At 63.2% G+C, this 16,510-nt stretch carries 12 protein-coding genes; 1 reads left to right on the forward strand and 11 read right to left on the reverse strand.

Features of this window, described 5'->3' with window-relative positions; translation table 11 throughout:
* The first annotated feature begins 48 nt into the window (after positions 1–48).
* Positions 49–1,029, forward strand: a complete 981-nt coding sequence (ftsZ, locus tag AC1DYC_RS11840; RefSeq protein WP_477406460.1) for a cell division protein FtsZ — start codon at positions 49–51, stop codon at positions 1,027–1,029.
* A gap of 105 nt (positions 1,030–1,134) precedes the next feature.
* On the opposite strand, the gene AC1DYC_RS11845 is transcribed toward ftsZ, so the two are convergent.
* From AC1DYC_RS11845 to AC1DYC_RS11895, 11 genes are all read right to left on the reverse strand, one after another.
* Complete coding sequence (locus AC1DYC_RS11845; protein WP_477406462.1) at positions 1,135–3,993, reverse strand: molybdopterin-dependent oxidoreductase; 2,859 nt, start codon at positions 3,991–3,993, stop codon at positions 1,135–1,137.
* Positions 3,994–3,996: 3 nt separating this feature from the next.
* Positions 3,997–4,332: a nitrite reductase small subunit NirD gene (gene nirD / locus AC1DYC_RS11850; protein WP_477408271.1), complete on the reverse strand. Its 336-nt coding sequence runs from the start codon at positions 4,330–4,332 to the stop codon at positions 3,997–3,999.
* The gene (gene nirB, locus AC1DYC_RS11855) at positions 4,332–6,782 is read right to left on the reverse strand and encodes a nitrite reductase large subunit NirB (protein WP_477406464.1); all 2,451 of its coding nucleotides are present in this window, start codon (positions 6,780–6,782) and stop codon (positions 4,332–4,334) included. The genes nirD and nirB overlap by 1 nt, the downstream gene beginning before the upstream one ends.
* 4 nt (positions 6,783–6,786) lie before the next feature.
* Entirely contained in the window at positions 6,787–7,584 is a 798-nt protein-coding gene (locus tag AC1DYC_RS11860) for an ABC transporter ATP-binding protein (RefSeq protein WP_477406466.1), read from the reverse strand.
* Positions 7,585–7,594: 10 nt separating this feature from the next.
* Positions 7,595–8,485, reverse strand: coding sequence for a nitrate ABC transporter permease (ntrB, locus tag AC1DYC_RS11865; RefSeq protein ID WP_477406468.1), 891 nt, complete (start codon positions 8,483–8,485; stop codon positions 7,595–7,597).
* Positions 8,486–8,522: 37 nt separating this feature from the next.
* Positions 8,523–9,851 (reverse strand): CmpA/NrtA family ABC transporter substrate-binding protein, encoded by a 1,329-nt coding sequence (locus tag AC1DYC_RS11870; RefSeq protein WP_477406470.1) that lies wholly within the window; start codon positions 9,849–9,851, stop codon positions 8,523–8,525.
* A 456-nt stretch (positions 9,852–10,307) separates the two neighbouring features.
* The gene (locus tag AC1DYC_RS11875) at positions 10,308–11,198 is read right to left on the reverse strand and encodes an adenylate/guanylate cyclase domain-containing protein (RefSeq protein WP_477406472.1); all 891 of its coding nucleotides are present in this window, start codon (positions 11,196–11,198) and stop codon (positions 10,308–10,310) included.
* 102 nt (positions 11,199–11,300) lie between these two features.
* Positions 11,301–12,542, reverse strand: coding sequence for a CmpA/NrtA family ABC transporter substrate-binding protein (locus tag AC1DYC_RS11880; protein ID WP_477406474.1), 1,242 nt, complete (start codon positions 12,540–12,542; stop codon positions 11,301–11,303).
* A 2-nt stretch (positions 12,543–12,544) separates the two neighbouring features.
* The gene (locus AC1DYC_RS11885) at positions 12,545–13,147 is read right to left on the reverse strand and encodes an ANTAR domain-containing response regulator (protein ID WP_477406476.1); all 603 of its coding nucleotides are present in this window, start codon (positions 13,145–13,147) and stop codon (positions 12,545–12,547) included.
* Between the two features lie 249 nt (positions 13,148–13,396).
* Positions 13,397–14,713 carry an HlyD family type I secretion periplasmic adaptor subunit gene (locus tag AC1DYC_RS11890; RefSeq protein ID WP_477406478.1) on the reverse strand — a complete coding sequence of 439 codons (1,317 nt, stop codon included), beginning with the start codon at positions 14,711–14,713 and terminating at the stop codon, positions 13,397–13,399.
* A gap of 28 nt (positions 14,714–14,741) precedes the next feature.
* The gene (locus AC1DYC_RS11895; RefSeq protein ID WP_477406480.1) at positions 14,742–16,463 is read right to left on the reverse strand and encodes a type I secretion system permease/ATPase; all 1,722 of its coding nucleotides are present in this window, start codon (positions 16,461–16,463) and stop codon (positions 14,742–14,744) included.
* Between the last annotated feature and the right edge of the window lie 47 nt (positions 16,464–16,510).

The following is a 16,510-nucleotide window of genomic DNA, read 5'->3' on the forward strand; positions in this document are numbered from 1 at the left end:
CGCGTTCCGGGATGAATTTTTGTCGATCAATTCCAAGGAGACAAGACGATGAGCACCGCGGCAAGGCCCGTCATCTCTGAAATGCGGCCGAAGATAACCGTTGTCGGCGTCGGCGGCGGTGGCGGCAACGCGGTCAACAACATGATTGCCGAAAATCTGCAGGGGGCGGAATTCATCGTTGCCAACACCGATGCCCAGGCTCTCACCATGTCCAAAGCCTCGCGGCTGATCCAGTTGGGAGCCCATGTCACGGAGGGCCTGGGCGCCGGATCGCTGCCCGCGGTCGGCCGTGCGGCGGCCGAGGAATCGATCGACGAGATCAGGGACCACCTTGCGGGAACCCATATGTGCTTCGTGACCGCCGGCATGGGAGGCGGAACCGGAACCGGTGCCGCGCCCGTCATAGCGAACGCTGCGCGGACAGCCGGCATCCTGACGGTGGCGGTCGTCACTAAGCCATTCACCTTCGAAGGAAAACGCCGCATGCAGGCCGCCGAAGAGGGCATCGAGCAGCTTCGCGAATGCGCCGATACCGTGATCGTTATTCCGAACCAGAACCTGTTCAGGATCGCCGACGCCAAGACGACTTTCGCGGACGCCTTCGCCATGGCCGATCGTGTCCTCTATTCGGGCGTGGGCTGCATCACCGACCTGATCGTCAAGGAGGGGCTGATCAATCTCGACTTCGCCGATGTGAAGTCGGTGATGCGCGACATGGGCCGCGCGATGATGGGTACTGGCGAAGCCACGGGTGAGGGTCGCGCCAAGAGGGCCGCCGAAGCGGCCATCGCAAACCCGCTTCTCGACGAAGCCTCGATGATCGGCGCCAGGGGCGTCCTGGTCTCGATCTCGGGCGGCATGGACATGACGCTGTTCGAAGTCGATGAGGCCGCCACCCGCATCCGCGAGGAGGTCGACGCCGACGCCGATATCATCGTTGGCGCGATATTCGACCGGGCACTTGCCGGAAAATTCCGGGTCTCAGTCGTCGCGACAGGATTGCGGCCGGGACTTGAGATGCCACAGTAAGCAGGATCCGGTTCCTGAACTATAAGTCACAGGTCACCTCTGCTTTGGATCGTGGCTTGAAGCACGAAGCTTGAAGGCATCGGCAGTCCAAGAACGGACGCGCATCTACTCCGCGGCCTGAACCCGATTGACCTGGATGATCGCCCTGATTTCGGCCCGGCAGGAGCCGCAATTGGTGCCGGCCTTCAGTAGGCTGCCGATGGCATCGACGGTCGTGCAGCCGGCCGCAGCAGCCGTGGCGATCTGGTTGACCCCGACGCCGAAACAGGAACAGACGATCGCACCGGCATCTGGCCGTTCGACGCCAGCACGGCCGGCGACGACGCGGAAGCGTTCGCGCTGGCTGGCGTGCACCTCCTCGAGCTGTTGCGCTGCCCAGCCGCGTGATACCGCAACCGGGCCGGGCGCAACGAACAAGGCCCCGGCGAGGTGCTTGTCATCGAAGGCGGCGATACGGTGCTGGCCCGCGTCGCGGTCGTGATAAGCGAGCATTTCGGTTTCCGGCGGCGCGCCGAACAGGGACTGGGCGAAACCTGCCCAGTCGATGTCGCCGTCGGCAAAAGCGAGTTCGACCCGCCAGCCGCCCTTGCAGCGGGCTGCTGCCCAGTAGTCGGCGTCGATCGCCTCGGGACGTCGCCGCGTCACGGCGAAGCCAAACGCTTCTGCGGCGAATTTCTCAAGCCGAACCGCGACGTGTTTCAAGGCGGGTTGGCCGGAAACAGGATCCGTCAGCGGCGCGGTGAGCGCGTCGAGCCGGCCCTTGGCGGCGAACTGGTCGGTCCAATGCATCGGCGCGAACAGACTGCCACGGCGCTGGCGGGACGTGATCATTGCGCGCACCAGCACCTCGCCGCGCGGGCTGGAGACACGCACGATGTCGGCGTCGCCGATACCGTGTTGCTGTGCATCCGCCGGATGGATTTCGACGAAGGGCTCGGCGATGTGCTGGGACAGGCGTGGACTTTTGCCGGTCCGCGTCATCGTGTGCCAGTGGTCGCGGACCCGGCCGGTGTTGAGGATGAGTGGATAGTCCGGGCTGGTGCGGTTTTCGACGGTTGGGCGGATAGCGATGAAGCGCGCCTTGCGGTCGGGGGTGTAGAAATTGCCGTTGGCGAAGAAGCGAGTGGAGGGGCCACATTCGGCTTGCTCTGGCAGACGTCGAGCTTGAGCACCCCCCTCTATCCTGCCGGACATCTCCCCCGCAAGGGGGGAGATTGGCAGCGTCGGGCTCGCCGCCTGTTCTGCAACGCCAAACATTGGCGAAGGCCGGGGTGCAGGCTGATCTCCCCCCTTGCGGGGGAGATGGCCGGCAGGCCAGAGGGGGGTGCCTTGGCTCGGCATTGGCCATTGGAAGGGCGCCAACTCCTCGTAGGCCACCGCGTCCATTTCACCATAAGCGCCAATATCGAAATCCCGAGCGCCATCATTCTCGAAACCGGACAGCGCCGCGTGCTCGGCAAAAATCTCCGCCGGCGCCTCGTGCGAAAACGCCTCGCCAAACCCCATCCGCCGCGCCACCTCGGCGACGATCCACCAGTCCGGTCTCACCTCGCCTGGCGAAGGCAGAAACGCGCGCTGGCGCGAGATGCGGCGCTCGGAATTGGTGACGGTTCCGTCCTTCTCGCCCCATGCGGCGGCGGGCAGCCGCACATGGGCATGGCGGACCGTGTCGGTCTTGGCCAGCACGTCCGACACCACGACGAACGGGCAAGCCTTGATCGCCGCTTCGACGGCGTCGGCGTCCGGCATGGAATCGACCGGGTTGGTGGCCATGATCCACAGTGCCTTGATGCGCCCGTCGGCCAGCGCCTGAAACATTTCCACTGCCTTCAGGCCCGGCTTTTGCGCAACGGCCGGCGCATTCCAGAAGCGCTGCACGCGGTCACGGTGCTCGGGGTTTTCGATCTCCATGTGGGCGGCCAGCATGTTGGCCATGCCGCCAACCTCGCGGCCGCCCATGGCGTTGGGCTGGCCGGTCACCGAAAACGGCCCTGCCCCAGGCTTGCCGATGCGGCCGGTGGCGAGATGGCAGTTGATGATGGCATTGACCTTGTCTGTCCCCGAAGACGACTGGTTGACGCCCTGGCTGTAGACGGTGACGGTCTTCGCGGTGGCCACGAACAGGCTGTAGAAGCGGCCAAGCTCATCCTCGCTGAGGCCGGTGGCGGCGGCGACACCGGCAAGGTCGAGTTTCGAGGCGGCAAAAAGCGCCTGGCCGAAACCGGCCGTGTGCGCCGAGATGTAGCCGCGGTCGAGCGCGTTGTGCTGGCCGAGCCAGGCGAGTAGCCCGGTGAACAAAGCGACGTCGCCATCCGGTGCGATCGCCAGATGCATGTCGGCGATGTCAGCGGTCATGGTACGGCGCGGGTCGATGAGCACGATCTTCATCTCTGGCCGTTTTTCACGGGCAGCTGCGATGCGCTGGTAGAGCACGGGATGGCACCAGGCGAGGTTGGAGCCGACCAGCACGATCAGGTCGGCGAGCTCAAGATCCTCGTACGTGCCCGGAACGGTGTCGGAGCCGAAGGCGCGGCGATGGCCGGCCACCGATGAGGCCATGCACAGCCGCGAATTGGTGTCGATGTTGGCCGAGCCGACAAAACCTTTCATCAGCTTGTTGGCGACATAGTAATCCTCGGTCAGCAATTGGCCGGAGACATAGAAGGCGACCGAGTCCGGACCGTGCTCGGCAATGGTTTGCGAGAAGGTCGAGGCGACGCGGTCGAGCGCCTCGTCCCAACCGGCGCGGCGACCGTTGATTTCTGGGTACAGCAGCCTGCCATCGAGGTCGATGGTTTCGGCCAGGGCCGAGCCCTTGGAGCAAAGCCGGCCGAAATTGGCGGGATGATCGGGGTCGCCGCGGACGCTGATTTCACCGTCCGCGGCGACCTTCGCCAGCACGCCGCAACCCACCCCGCAATAGGGGCAGGTGGTCCTCACCTCGCGTGCTGCGTCGATTTCCATGATTCAGGCCGCGCGGCTGGCCAGCGCTTCCAGCGCGATGAACAGGTGCTCGCCTTCGATCCGCACCGGAATGGTGCGCACCGCGCCCTCATCGGCGCCGAGCGCCCTGCCCGTCTCCAGCGAAATCACCCAATTGTGCAGGGGACAGGTCACCGCCGTGCCATGCACGATGCCTTGGCTGAGCGGCCCGCCCTTGTGCGGGCAATGGTCGTCAATGGCATAGACCTGATCGTCAGCGGTGCGGAAGACGGCGATCTTGCCTTCCGGCGTGTCGACACAGCGCGCGCCACGGCGGGGGATGTCGGAGATGGTGCCGATTGCAATCCAGTTCATCTCCATCACTCCGCCGCCTGCGCAAACCCGACCGAGGCCATCGGCCTGAACTCGTGCTTGTCCTTGCCGGAGACGCGCTCCGACCACGGGTCGACCTGGGCGAATTTCTGGCTGAAGACGAAGCGATCGTAATAGGCCTTGCGCTTGTCGCCATCGTCCATGATCTGGCGCTTGATCTCGGGGATGCCGATGCGCTTGGCCCATTTATAGATGCGCTCGAGATAGCGGCCCTGCTCGCGATACATCTGCGTCAGCGCCACGATATGTTCGAGCGCCTCGTCTTCTGTCTTCACAAGGCCGAGCACCTCGGTGCCCTTGATGTCGAGGCCGGCGGCGCCAGCGAAATGGATCTCGTAGCCAGAGTCGACGCAGATCACGCCGACATCCTTGCAGGTTGCCTCGGCGCAGTTCCTCGGGCAGCCCGACACCGCCATCTTGACCTTGGCAGGGGTCCACGAGCCCCACATGAACTTCTCGATGCGGATGCCCAACCCCGTCGAATCCTGGGTGCCGAAGCGACACCAGTCCGAACCGACGCAGGTCTTCACTGTGCGCAGCCCCTTGGCATAGGCATGGCCGGAGACGAAGCCGGCCTGGCCGAGATCGGCCCACACCGCCGGCAGGTCTTCCTTGCGGATGCCGAGCATATCGATGCGCTGTCCCCCGGTGACCTTGACCATCGGGATCTCGAACTTGTCGACGACATCGGCGATGGCGCGGAGTTCCGCGGCATTGGTGACGCCACCCCACATGCGCGGCACCACCGAATAGGTGCCGTCCTTCTGGATGTTGGCGTGGACGCGCTCATTGATGAAGCGCGACTGGTAGTCGTCGGCGTAATCATCCGGCCAGTCGCAGACGAGATAGTAGTTGAGCGCCGGCCGGCATTTGGCGCAGCCGCAGGAGGTCGTCCATTCCAGCTCCTGCATGACGGCCGGAATGGTCTTCAGGCTCTTGGCGATGATCAGCCGGCGCACCTCGTCATGGCCGAGCGTGGTGCAGCCGCACATCGGCTGTACGGCTGCCGGGTTGTATTTGTCGCCGATGGTCAACACCATCAGCTTTTCGACCAGCCCGGTGCAGGAGCCGCAGGAGGCCGAGGCCTTGGTGTGGGCGCGGACATCGTCGAGCGAGGTCAGGCCTTTGCCTGAAATCGCAGCTGTGATCTTGCCCTTGCAGACGCCGTTGCAGCCGCAGATTTCCGCATCATCCGGCAAGGCTGCAACGGCCGCCATAGGGTCCAGCGGGGCACCCCCCTGATAGGACTGGCCGAAGATCAGCGTGTCGCGCATCTCCGATATGTCGGTCTGTTTCTTCTTCAGGTCGTTGAACCAGGCGCCGTCAGCCGTCTCGCCGTAGAGCACGGTGCCGATGATGCGATCGTCCTTCAGCACCAGGCGCTTGTAGACGCCGGCGGCGGCGTCGCGCAGCACGATCTCCTGGCGGTCCTCGCCTTCGGCGAAGTCGCCGAGCGAGAACAGGTCGATACCGGTGACCTTGAGCTTGGTCGGCGTGTCCATATGGACGAAGGCGGCTGCCTCGTCGCCGGCAAGCTGGCGGGCCGCAACGCGCGCCATCTCGTAGAGCGGCGCAACCAGCCCGTAGACCTGTCCGTTGACCTCGGCGCATTCGCCGAGCGCGTAGATATCGGGATCGTTGCTGCGCATGCCGGCATCGACGACGATGCCGCGATTGACGGCAATGCCAGCCTCCTTGGCCAACATCGAATTCGGTCTGATGCCGACCGCCATGACCACGAGCGTTGCCGGAATGATGGTGCCGTCGGCAAGCTCGACCTGGCCGACCTTGCCGTTGCCCGTGATCGCCCGGGTGTTGGCCTTGGTGATGACCTTGATGCCGCGCTGTTCGACGGCACGCTGCAGGAGATAGCCGGCGGCCGGATCGAGCTGGCGCTCCATCAGCGTCGGCATGACATGCAGTACGGTGACGTCCATGCCTTGGGCGTTCAAACCTGCTGCCGCCTCGAGTCCGAGCAGGCCGCCGCCGATGACAACGGCCTTGGCGCGCGACTGGGCGGCAAGCATCATGGCTTGCACGTCGTCGAGGTCGCGATAGGTCAGCACGCCAGGCAGATCATGACCGGGCACCGGAATGATGAACGGCACCGAGCCGGTGGCGATGACGAGCTTGTCGTAGGGCTCGGTGACGCCGTGATCGGACGTTACGGTCTTCGCCGTCCGGTCGATGGCAACGATCTTGTGGCCCTTGTAGAGGGTGATGTTGTTGGCGATGTACCAACCGTCGCCATGGATGATGATTTCCTCATAGGCCTTTTCGCCGGACAGAACCGGCGACAGCATGATGCGGTCGTAGTTCACCCGCGGCTCGGCGTTGAAGATGGTGACCTGGTAGCGCCCGGGTGCCTGCTCGAAAAGGTGCTCCAGCATGCGCCCGGGGGCCATGCCATTGCCGATGATGACGAGTTTTTCGCTCATGGCGTTACTCCGCGGCTTCGACGAAGCGGTGGCGTTCGTAGAGGAACTTCAGCACCGCCTCGCGGCAGCGCAGGAAGGTGCGGTCGGACGAGAGTTCGACGCGGCGGCGCGGCCGGGCGAGCGGCACGGCAAGCACCTCGCCGATGGTCGCCGCCGGACCGTTGGTCATCATGACGATGCGATCGGAAAGCAGCACCGCTTCGTCGACATCATGGGTGATCATGATCGTCGTCGAGCCGAGCCTGGAATGGATGTCCATCACCGCATCCTGCAGATGGGCGCGGGTCAACGCATCGAGTGCGCCGAACGGCTCATCGAGCAGCAGGATTTTTGGCTCCATGGCGAGTGCACGCGCAATGCCGACGCGCTGCTTCATGCCGCCCGAAATTTCCGCCGGCCGCTTGTCCTTGGCATGCGCCATCTGCACGAGGTCGAGATTGCGCATGATCCAGTCATGCCGCTCGGCTTTGCTCTTCGAACGACCGAAGACTTTCGATACCGCCAGGCTGATGTTCTCATAGACGGTGAGCCACGGCAGCAGCGAATGGTTCTGAAACACCACGGCGCGTTCGGGTCCGGGGCTGTCGACCTCCTTGTCTTCGAGCAGCACGGCGCCGGCGGAAACCTTGGTCAGCCCGGCGATCAGGTTCAGCAAGGTCGACTTGCCGCAACCGGAATGACCGATAATCGAGACGAATTCGCCCTTGTCGATGGTCAGCCTGATGTCCTTCAGCACCTCGCTGACCTGACTGCCGCGGGCAAAGGATTTGTCGATATGGTCGAGCTTCAGATAGGCCTTCATCGCCCTCTCCTCACTTTGCCGTTGTGCCGCGGGTGACGAAGGCGCCGACGCCAGCGACCAGGCGGTCGAGGCAGAAGCCGGTGACGCCGATATAGGCGAGCGCGACGATGATGTCGGGCAGCCGCGACGAGTTCCAGGCGTCCCAGATGAAGAAGCCGATGCCGACGCCGCCGGTCAGCATTTCGGCGGCGACGATGGCGAGCCAGGACAGGCCGATGCCGATCCTCAAGCCGGTGAAGATGTAGGGTGCAGCCGCCGGCACCATGATCTTGACGAAGAACTCGAACTGGTTGAGCCGCAGGATGCGGGCGACGTTGCGGTAATCCTGCGGGATGTTGCGCACACCGACGGCGGTGTTGATGATGATCGGCCAGATCGAGGTGATGAAGATGACGAACAGCGCCGACGGGCTGGAATCGCGGAAGGCAGCGAGTGACAACGGCAGCCAGGCCAGCGGCGGCACGGTGCGCAGGATCTGGAACACCGGATCGAGACCGCGCATTGCCCAGATCGACTGGCCGACCAGCGCGCCGAGCGCGACGCCGACGATCGCCGCAAGGCCAAAGCCGATGGCGACACGCTGCAGCGAAATCAGCACCCGCCACGCCAGCCCGATATCTTGCGGGCCATTGTTGAAGAACGGATGGGCTATCAGATCATAGGCCTCGTTCCACACCTGGCTGGGTGGCGGCAGGCTGGCGGTCGGCGACGAGCAGGCGATCTGCCAGACGACCAGCATGAAGGCGATGACGATGACCGGCGGCACCAGCGCACTGGCCAGTTTGCCGGCGATCACGATCGGATCAATGCGGCGCAGCGCCTTGGCGGTGAAGGCGATGACCTCCGCCGGCTTCGCGGGGAACGCCTTCACCGTTGTGTCCTCGATAGTCTGAATCGACATGTCTGGGAAAAACTCCTTGGGGCACTGGCGCCGGCGATCAGGCGGATGCCTTGATCTTCAAGCTGTCGAGATAGGCGGACGGGTTGGCCGGATCGAAGATTTTGCCGTCGAAGAAGGTCTCGACGCCGCGCGACGACGAGGCCGGAATATCGGCCGCTGCGACGCCGAGATCCTTCGCCGCCTCGCGCCAAATGTCCTCACGGTTGACCTGATCGACCAGCGCCTTGATGTCGGTGGTCGGCGCGAACTTACCCCAACGGATGTTTTCAGCGAGGAACCAGCTGTCGTGGCTCTTGAAAGGATAGGAGACGCCGCCGCTCCAGAACTTCATATAGAGGTCGGTGCCGGTGGCGACGCGGCCGTTGCCGTAGTTGATGTCGCCCTTGAGGCGGCCGATAATGTCGGCGACAGGCACGTTCATCCACTGCCGCTTGCCGATGATGGCGGCCATCTCGTCCTTGTTCTCCTTGGCCTCGCACCATTGCTGCGCTTCCATCACGGCCATCACGATCGCCTTGGTGGCGTTCGGGTGTTTGTCGATGAATTCGGCGCGCAGGCCGAGCGCCTTTTCGGGATGGCCTTTCCACAACTCGCCTGTCGTGGCAGCGGTGAAGCCGACGCCCTGGTGGACGAGCTGTTCGTTCCACGGCTCGCCGACGCAGAACACGTCCATGTTGCCGACCTTCATGTTGGCGACCATCTGAGGCGGCGGCACAACGATGGTCGAGACGTCCTTGTCGGGATCGATGCCGCCGGCAGCCAGCCAGTAGCGCAGCCACAGATCGTGAGTGCCACCGGGGAAGGTCATGGCGGCCTTGACCTCCTTGCCGGCCGCCTTCTTGGCGGCGAAGGCATCCTTCAGCTTGGAAGCATCAAGGCCGACGCCGGTAGCGGCATATTCCTGCGCCACCGAAATGCCCTGGCAGTCGTAGTTAAGCCGCGCAACGATCGCCATCGGCATAGGCTGGTTGTTCTGCGTCACCTTGCCGGTGTGCATCAGGTAAGGCAGCGGCGTCAGGATGTGGGCTCCGTCGATGCCGTTGGCTTCGCCGCCGAGCATCAGATTGTCACGCGTCGCTCCCCATGAGGCCTGCTTCAGCACCTCGACATCGGGCATTCCGTGTTTGGCGAACAACCCCTTCTCCTTGGCGATCATCAGCGGTGCCGCATCGGTCAGGGCGATGAAGCCGAGCTTGGCGCCGGTGACTTCCGGAGCAACCGTGGCGGCATAGGCGCCCGAGGGGAAGAGCTTGCGAGCCGCTATGAACAGACCTGCGGTCATGGCACTGCTGACAAGAAAATCGCGACGCGTCACATCCTTGAGCGACGTGCCCGTCCCGATCCATTGCTTCATCGTCTTCTTCATCGTCGTCTCCGGTTGAACGCGAGGGCGCTGGCCCAAAACAAAAAAGCTGCCGTCCAGGCCTCGCGTCCGTACATCCGGGATCGCGTGTAGACCTGAGCGGCAGCTTTGCCTGTGGCGCCCGCCATTGGACGCCTGTTCCGTGACCCGCTAAGGGCCTGACTATTTCAAAGCAGGAACCGTGCCAGTTTTGGATTGATTATGATTTCTTAATAAAATCAATGTGATACATGTTTCTGGCGTCGTGCGGAGTTGCCGCCCACACGGTCAAACGTTAATCAAAAGGGTAAGCAGTGCGCACAAATTTTGTGCAATGCACAAGAATGGCGCTGAAATGATCAGGCGCCTCGCAACTTCGTTGTCCCAGCGCGAAGCGGGAGGGAAGCTCCGCCGCGAAGACCCCGGGATCCATGTCTGTCGCAGCCGCTTCAGCCGGTCGCCGCCAACGGTCCGGCGGGGTCAGTCTGAGATAATTTCGTAATGAAGAACCTGGGCGTCGCGGAGGGACGATCTCATTCCAGGCGAGATGACGCCGGAGCCGAAGAGGAGAATATCTTCGCGGCGTACGAATACTTCATCGCCGGGTCCCATCGACACAAATGTGCCCGACGAGCTTCGTTCGACAAGCCGGGCTTTTCCATTCGAAATGGTGAAGGTCGCGTGGTGCCTTGAGACCCAGGGCCGCTGGACGACGATATTGCATTCCGGAGATCGGCCGATGGTCACGAATCCGTTGTTTCGACAGGATAGCAACTGATCTCCATAGCGGATGACCAGCTTGATCTGCGGCGGCTGGGCGGAGCGCGTATCGATAATGGTGCCCCGGCTGGTGATCTGCGTGCTGAGGGTTCGATCGCCGCTCCCCAGAGTATAGACATCGAAGAGTTCTTGCTTCCCTTTGAAGGCCATTTTGTCGAGCAGCCGCAAGGTACTGCGACTGCCCGCGGAAAGGGCTTCGAAGAAGCTCTGGCTGATCAGGACCTCCCCGGGGTTCGCCGTGGTGGACAACCTTGCGGTGACATTGACAACATCACCGAAGATTGCGCCCCGCGCGCGAATGACCGCCCCGAAATGCAATCCGATCCGGGCGCTCAACGGCCCTTTCGTCAGTTGGCCGCCAATTTGGCGAACGGCCCTCAGCGCCGCCTCCGGCCTCTCGAACAGGCTGAGCACGTCATCGCCCTTCGAGTAAATGAAATCACCGCCGTTCCGGGCGACGATCTCGCGCATCGCGTCCAGGCAATCCGAAACCTGCTGCAGAGCGGCATCGTCGCCGATGCGCTCATAGAGGGGCGTGCTGCCCACGACATCAGCCAAAAGGACTGCGGCTAGAAGTCTTTCCTGATCCATCGATCTCGTATCCGCCCGAGAACGCAGCGTATATAGCACACCAAAGTTGCCTTTAACTGATCTACTTGCGCATTGGCGATCCGCCACCCCGGCACTTCGGAACTACTGCGCCAAGGAACCAGCGTGTTTCTGCCCGGCGATATAGGCGTCGATCTCGTCGGGATCGAAGATCTGGCCGTCGAAGAAACCGTCGGGACCAAGCACAAGGCTGGCACCCGCCGAACCGACCGGCGTCGCCGCCTTAAGCGCGCCCTCGACCTTGGCGTTGGCGCCGGGCAGCGCCACGCCGAGCGGCTTCAGCGCCGCGCGATAGAGGTCGGGCCGGTAGCAATCCCTGGCGATGGCGAGGTTTTCCGGCGTGTGCGCGATGTCGCCCCAGCGCACCATCTGCGTGTAGAACCACAGCGCATGGCTCTTCCAGGGAAAGTTCGCCGCCTTGTCGAAGGGCACGAAGAAATCCTCGACGCCCCGCTCCGCGCCGCCGCCAAGCTGGAGATGTCCGGTGAGGACAGGCATCTGGATCGCGGGCGGTTGGCCGAGGAAGCGGGGCTCAGCCATCAACGCGGCAAGATCCCCTCGGTTTGCCGCATCCTGACACCAGCGGGCGGAATGATGCAGCGCTCTCAGAAGCGCCGCCAGCGCCTCCGGATTTTCCTCCGCCCAGGCCTTGCGCGCGCCGATCACCTTCTCTGGACTGTTGCGCCACAGCAGCGCCTTGACGGTGACGATATGACCGATCCCGGCGGCAACCGCGGCGCTGTTCCAGGGTTCACCGACGCAATAGCCGTCGATGCGCCCGGTGGCCAGCGCATCGGCCATGAAGGGCGGCGGCACGATGACGATCTCGATCTGGCGCTGCGGATCGATGCCACAGGCGGCAAGCCAGTAGCGCAGTTCGTAATTGTGCCCGGAATGCGGGTGCACGACGGCGAAGCGCAGCGGTTCCCGGCCGGCTGCCGCCCGCTCGCGGATAAATGCGCCAAGCGCTGCTCCGGCGCGCGCCGGGTCGAGATCCGGCTCGGCGCCATGTGCCGCCATGCCGCCCCAGACCGCGTTGGAGACGGTGACGCAGTTGCCGCCCAGGCCCAATGAGAATGGCACGATGATCTCGGAGGCGAGCGGCGTCAGACCCAGGCAGCAGGCAAGCGGCATCGGTCCCAACATATGAGCGACATCGAAATGGCCTATGGCGATGCGGTCGCGGATGTTGGCCCAGGATGTTTCACGCTGCAGCTTGAGTTCAAGCCCTTCGCGGGCGGCAAAACCCAACTCACGGGCGGCTACGAGCACAGCGCTGTCGAAAAGCGGCATAAAGCCGGCGGTGATCTGATGCGGCGCAGTCATGCTCACTCGTCCTCCATCGGTCCCAGCAGCCCGGCGGCGGTCACCAGGCTCTGGGCGATGTCGCTGATCTTGCGGTTCTGGTTCATCGCCGTTTTGCGCAACAGCGTGTAGGCGGCCTCTTCCGTCAGGCCGCGCGACTTCATCAATATGCCCTTGGCGCGATCGATCACCTTGCGGTTCTCGAGTTCGCCGCGAACCTCTTCCAGTTCGCGCGCCATGCGCGAGAAAGCGTTGAAGCGACTGACCGCCATGTCGAGGATCGGCTTGACGCGCTCCTGCCGCAAGCCGTCGACGACATAGGCCGACACGCCGGCATCGACCGCCGCCTCGATCGAGGCCTGGTCGGAGCGGTCGACGAACATCGCGATCGGCCGCTTAACAGCGCGTGAAAGCTGGAACATGCTTTCCAGCATGTCGCGGTTCGGATTTTCGAGATCGATGACAATGACATCCGGCTCGATCTCGGCAATGCGGCGTGCGATGCCGGTCACGTCATGAATGACAGTCACCCGCTCATGCCCAGCCTCGCGCAAGCCTGCCTCGATGATCGAGGCACGGATGCGATTTTCGTCGATCACCAGGACGGCGAGTGAGGAGCGGACCATGCCTCCAATATGTCGAAGCGGGGAGATTGTGCAATGCGGGATCATCGACCGGGTAAAGGCGGATTCCCTGATGCGTCGACGCCACTGCCAGACCGCAAGGCAACTTTTCGACAGGCCTCGCGCTCTCGACCAACTGCTATTTTGCGTTACACGTCAGGCCGAGGCGGGGCGCCGTCGTCGAGTTCGACCGTGTCTATGCTGGCAGCAGGACTGTTTCTTCAAAGCCAATTCGCACAGCAGTGAGGCAAGCTATTGTTCCCGGAATGCATGGCGGATGCTGTCTGACAAGGGTTTGAAAATGAACCCCATCACTGTGCGGGAATTGCTCTCGATAAACGCTTCAGCGGGCATACCGGGCAACAATGTGAGGTCGCCCAGTTTCGCCATCTCGTCGGGCGGCACGCTGATGCCGACCCGGTAGAAGGCGACACCGGTTTTTTCGTTGACGATCGTGGACGGCGAAATCATGTCTATCGTGCCGAACAATTGCGGTGTCGTGCGCTGGTTGAATGCCGGGAAGCGGATCAGCGCCTTATGCCCGGTGTGCAGCTGGTCGATGGAGCGCGGCTCGACATTGACCTCGAGATCCATGCCCTGGTCGGTGGCAATGAGCTGCATCAGCGTACCGCCGGGCGGCACGACGCCGCCGATCGTGTAGACGTTGAGCTCATGGACGATGCCGTTGACGGGCGCCCTGATCTCGATGCGCTCCAGCTGCTTGTTGGTGGCCAGTATCTGCTGAACGAGATCATCGACCTGCGTCGACACTTCGCGCAGCTCCGACAGCACCTGCTCCTGGAACTCGCGGTCGATCTGCAGGATGGCGATATCGGTCTCGCGGATCGAATTCTCGATGCGGGCGAGATCTGCCTGGCTCTCGGCGATCTGCCCTTCCAGGTCGGCACGGCGCGCTTCCTGCGCCAGCACGCGCGTCTCCGGCGCCAGTCCCTGGTCGCGCAGCTTCTTGATGCCGTTGAGTTCCCTGACGATATAGTCGAGCTGCTCCCGTTTCGACTTCACCATGCCCTGGACACCAGTGATCTGATTGCCGAACTGATTGATCTTCTCTCGTTGCTGCTCGATCTGGCCGATGCGGCTCAATCGCCGTGCCTGAAACAGCCGCTCTTGCCCATGGCGATGTCCGCCGTCGTCGTTGACGCCGGTGAGGCGCATGACGGTTTCGTCGTAGGTCAGGGTCTCGGTATCATCGCGCTCCGCTTCCAGCCGCGCCTTGCGCGCCAGTCCCTCGCGAAGACGGTTGCGGTAGATTTCGAGGTTGGCGTCGAGCAGGGTCTCGTCCAGCCTGACCAGAATGTCTCCGGCTTTCACGATGTCGCCGTTCTTGACCAGAATATCCTTGATGATGCCGCCGTCGAGATGCTGCACCAGTTTCGGTTTGCCCCTGACGATGATCGTGCCGGAAGCGATAACCGCGCCCGAGATCGAGGCGTAAGCCATCCAGAAGAAAACGCCCCCGAACAAAACAAGGAAGGCCGCCAGACCGGTGACCATAAATGTCCGGTAACTGGTGCGCGGCTTGCCGCTCGTTTGCGTTTGGTCACTCATCGCTTCATCCCATCGAATCCAGACCTTGTCAGGCCGTGCGCGTCACCTTGCGCAGCACTTCGGATTTGTCGCCCATTTCGACCGCGGCTCCGTTCGACAGCATCATCACCTTGTTGACCGCGGCTATCGCGCTCGGCCGGTGCGTCATGACGATCACCACCGACCCGGCTGCTCGCATATGCTCGATCGCCGCGGTCAGGGCGGTATCGCCATCGGCATCGAGATTGGCGTTCGGTTCGTCAAGAACGACCAGCTTCGGCATGCGAAACAACGCTCGCGCCAACCCGATGCGCTGGATCTGTCCACCGGAAAGCGGCGTCGCGCCGTAACCGATTGTCGTGGCGTAGCCTTCGGGCAGACGCAGGATCATCTCGTGCACGCCAGCGGTCTGAGCGGCACGGATAATGTCGGCGTCCTGTGCGTCCGGATCGAAACGGGCAATGTTTTGCCGCACTGTGCCAGCCAGCAGTTCAACCGATTGCGGCAGATAGCCGACAAAGCGGCCCAAAGCCTCGGTGTCCCACTGTTCCATCGAGGCGCCGTCGAGCCGGATCGATCCCGTATCCGGCATCCAGGCGCCGACCAGCAGCCGCGCCAACGTCGATTTACCCGAAGCGCTCGGCCCGATGACGCCAAGCCCATCGCCGGGCTCGAGCGCAAAGCTGATCTGACTGAGGATGACGCGCCGGCCACCGGGGGCTTCGGCAGCCTGGCCCGGCGCATATTTGGTGACGTTGCGCAGTTGCAGGTTGCCCTTCGGCTCAGGCAGTTGAATGGGCGGCTGCGCGGTCTCGGCCTTGTCCAGGTGCGCGGTGAGCCGCCTGTAGGCAAGCCTGGCGCGCACGATGCCCGTCCACTGCCCGATCACCTGATCGACCGGAGCCAGCGCGCGGCCGGAGATAATGGATGAGGCCACGATCATGCCCGGCGAGATTTCCTGCTGGATGGCCAGCCAGGCGCCGAGCGCCAGATTGGCCGACTGCAGAAGCATGCGAACCGCCTTGGAGATGGCGGCAAAGATTTCGGAATTCTCCGAGCCGGCCTGTGCCCGTTCCGCACTTTCGCCATGCATCAGCAGCCACTGGCGGCCGACATGGCCAAGCATGCCCATCGACAGGATCGTCTCGGCATTGCGATTGCTCTGCTCGACGAACCGGCTTTCCAGCCCCTCGATGGCGGCAGCGCGGCCGAGATGGCGCCTTGTGAGCATTTCGTTGGCGAGCGCCAGTGCCGTCACCACGACAGCGCCACCGAGCGACAGGAAGCCAAGATAGGGATGCATGTAGAAGACGAAAGCGAGATAGAACGGCATCCATGGCATGTCGAAAAAGCCGAGCAGGCCGGAACTGCCGAGAAACGCCCGCACCGCGTTGAGATCCTGAATCGGCCTGCCGGCCTCGGGCCGACCGGCAACGCCCTGACACACCCAGGTGCGGAAGGTGAGCGCGCCAAGCCGCTGGTCGAGCCAATAGCCGGAGCGCGACAGAATGCGGGTCCGCAAAAAGTCGAACACGCCCATGAACAGATAGAGCCCGACCACCAGTGCAAAGAAAGCCACCAGCGTCGGCACCGAGCGCGCCGTCAGCACGCGGTCATAGACCTGCAGCATGAACATCGGCCCGGTCAGCATCAACAAATTGATGGCGAAACTAAACAGGCCGACGCCGACAAAAGCCGTGCGCAGGGATCGTATGGCAAGGCTGAGCGGGTTCTTGTCCTTGCCCGATTTGGCCGGTCGCGACTGGCTCATCATGCCTCGGACAGTCTGAACAAGGATAGGGTCAGGGTGTTCTCCTC

Source organism: Mesorhizobium sp. P2_E7 (genome assembly GCF_056403855.1).

Excerpts from the sequence above, each read along its gene's own strand:
- ftsZ (WP_477406460.1), top strand. The coding sequence starts at position 49 with ATGAGCACCGCGGCAAGGCCCGTCATCTCTGAAATGCGGCCGAAGATA.
- AC1DYC_RS11845 (WP_477406462.1), bottom strand. The coding sequence starts at position 3,993 with ATGGAAATCGACGCAGCACGCGAGGTGAGGACCACCTGCCCCTATTGC.
- nirD (WP_477408271.1), bottom strand. The coding sequence starts at position 4,332 with ATGGAGATGAACTGGATTGCAATCGGCACCATCTCCGACATCCCCCGC.
- nirB (WP_477406464.1), bottom strand. The coding sequence starts at position 6,782 with ATGAGCGAAAAACTCGTCATCATCGGCAATGGCATGGCCCCCGGGCGC.
- AC1DYC_RS11860 (WP_477406466.1), bottom strand. The coding sequence starts at position 7,584 with ATGAAGGCCTATCTGAAGCTCGACCATATCGACAAATCCTTTGCCCGC.
- ntrB (WP_477406468.1), bottom strand. The coding sequence starts at position 8,485 with ATGTCGATTCAGACTATCGAGGACACAACGGTGAAGGCGTTCCCCGCG.
- AC1DYC_RS11870 (WP_477406470.1), bottom strand. The coding sequence starts at position 9,851 with ATGAAGAAGACGATGAAGCAATGGATCGGGACGGGCACGTCGCTCAAG.
- AC1DYC_RS11875 (WP_477406472.1), bottom strand. The coding sequence starts at position 11,198 with ATGGATCAGGAAAGACTTCTAGCCGCAGTCCTTTTGGCTGATGTCGTG.
- AC1DYC_RS11880 (WP_477406474.1), bottom strand. The coding sequence starts at position 12,542 with ATGACTGCGCCGCATCAGATCACCGCCGGCTTTATGCCGCTTTTCGAC.
- AC1DYC_RS11885 (WP_477406476.1), bottom strand. The coding sequence starts at position 13,147 with ATGGTCCGCTCCTCACTCGCCGTCCTGGTGATCGACGAAAATCGCATC.
- AC1DYC_RS11890 (WP_477406478.1), bottom strand. The coding sequence starts at position 14,713 with ATGAGTGACCAAACGCAAACGAGCGGCAAGCCGCGCACCAGTTACCGG.
- AC1DYC_RS11895 (WP_477406480.1), bottom strand. The coding sequence starts at position 16,463 with ATGAGCCAGTCGCGACCGGCCAAATCGGGCAAGGACAAGAACCCGCTC.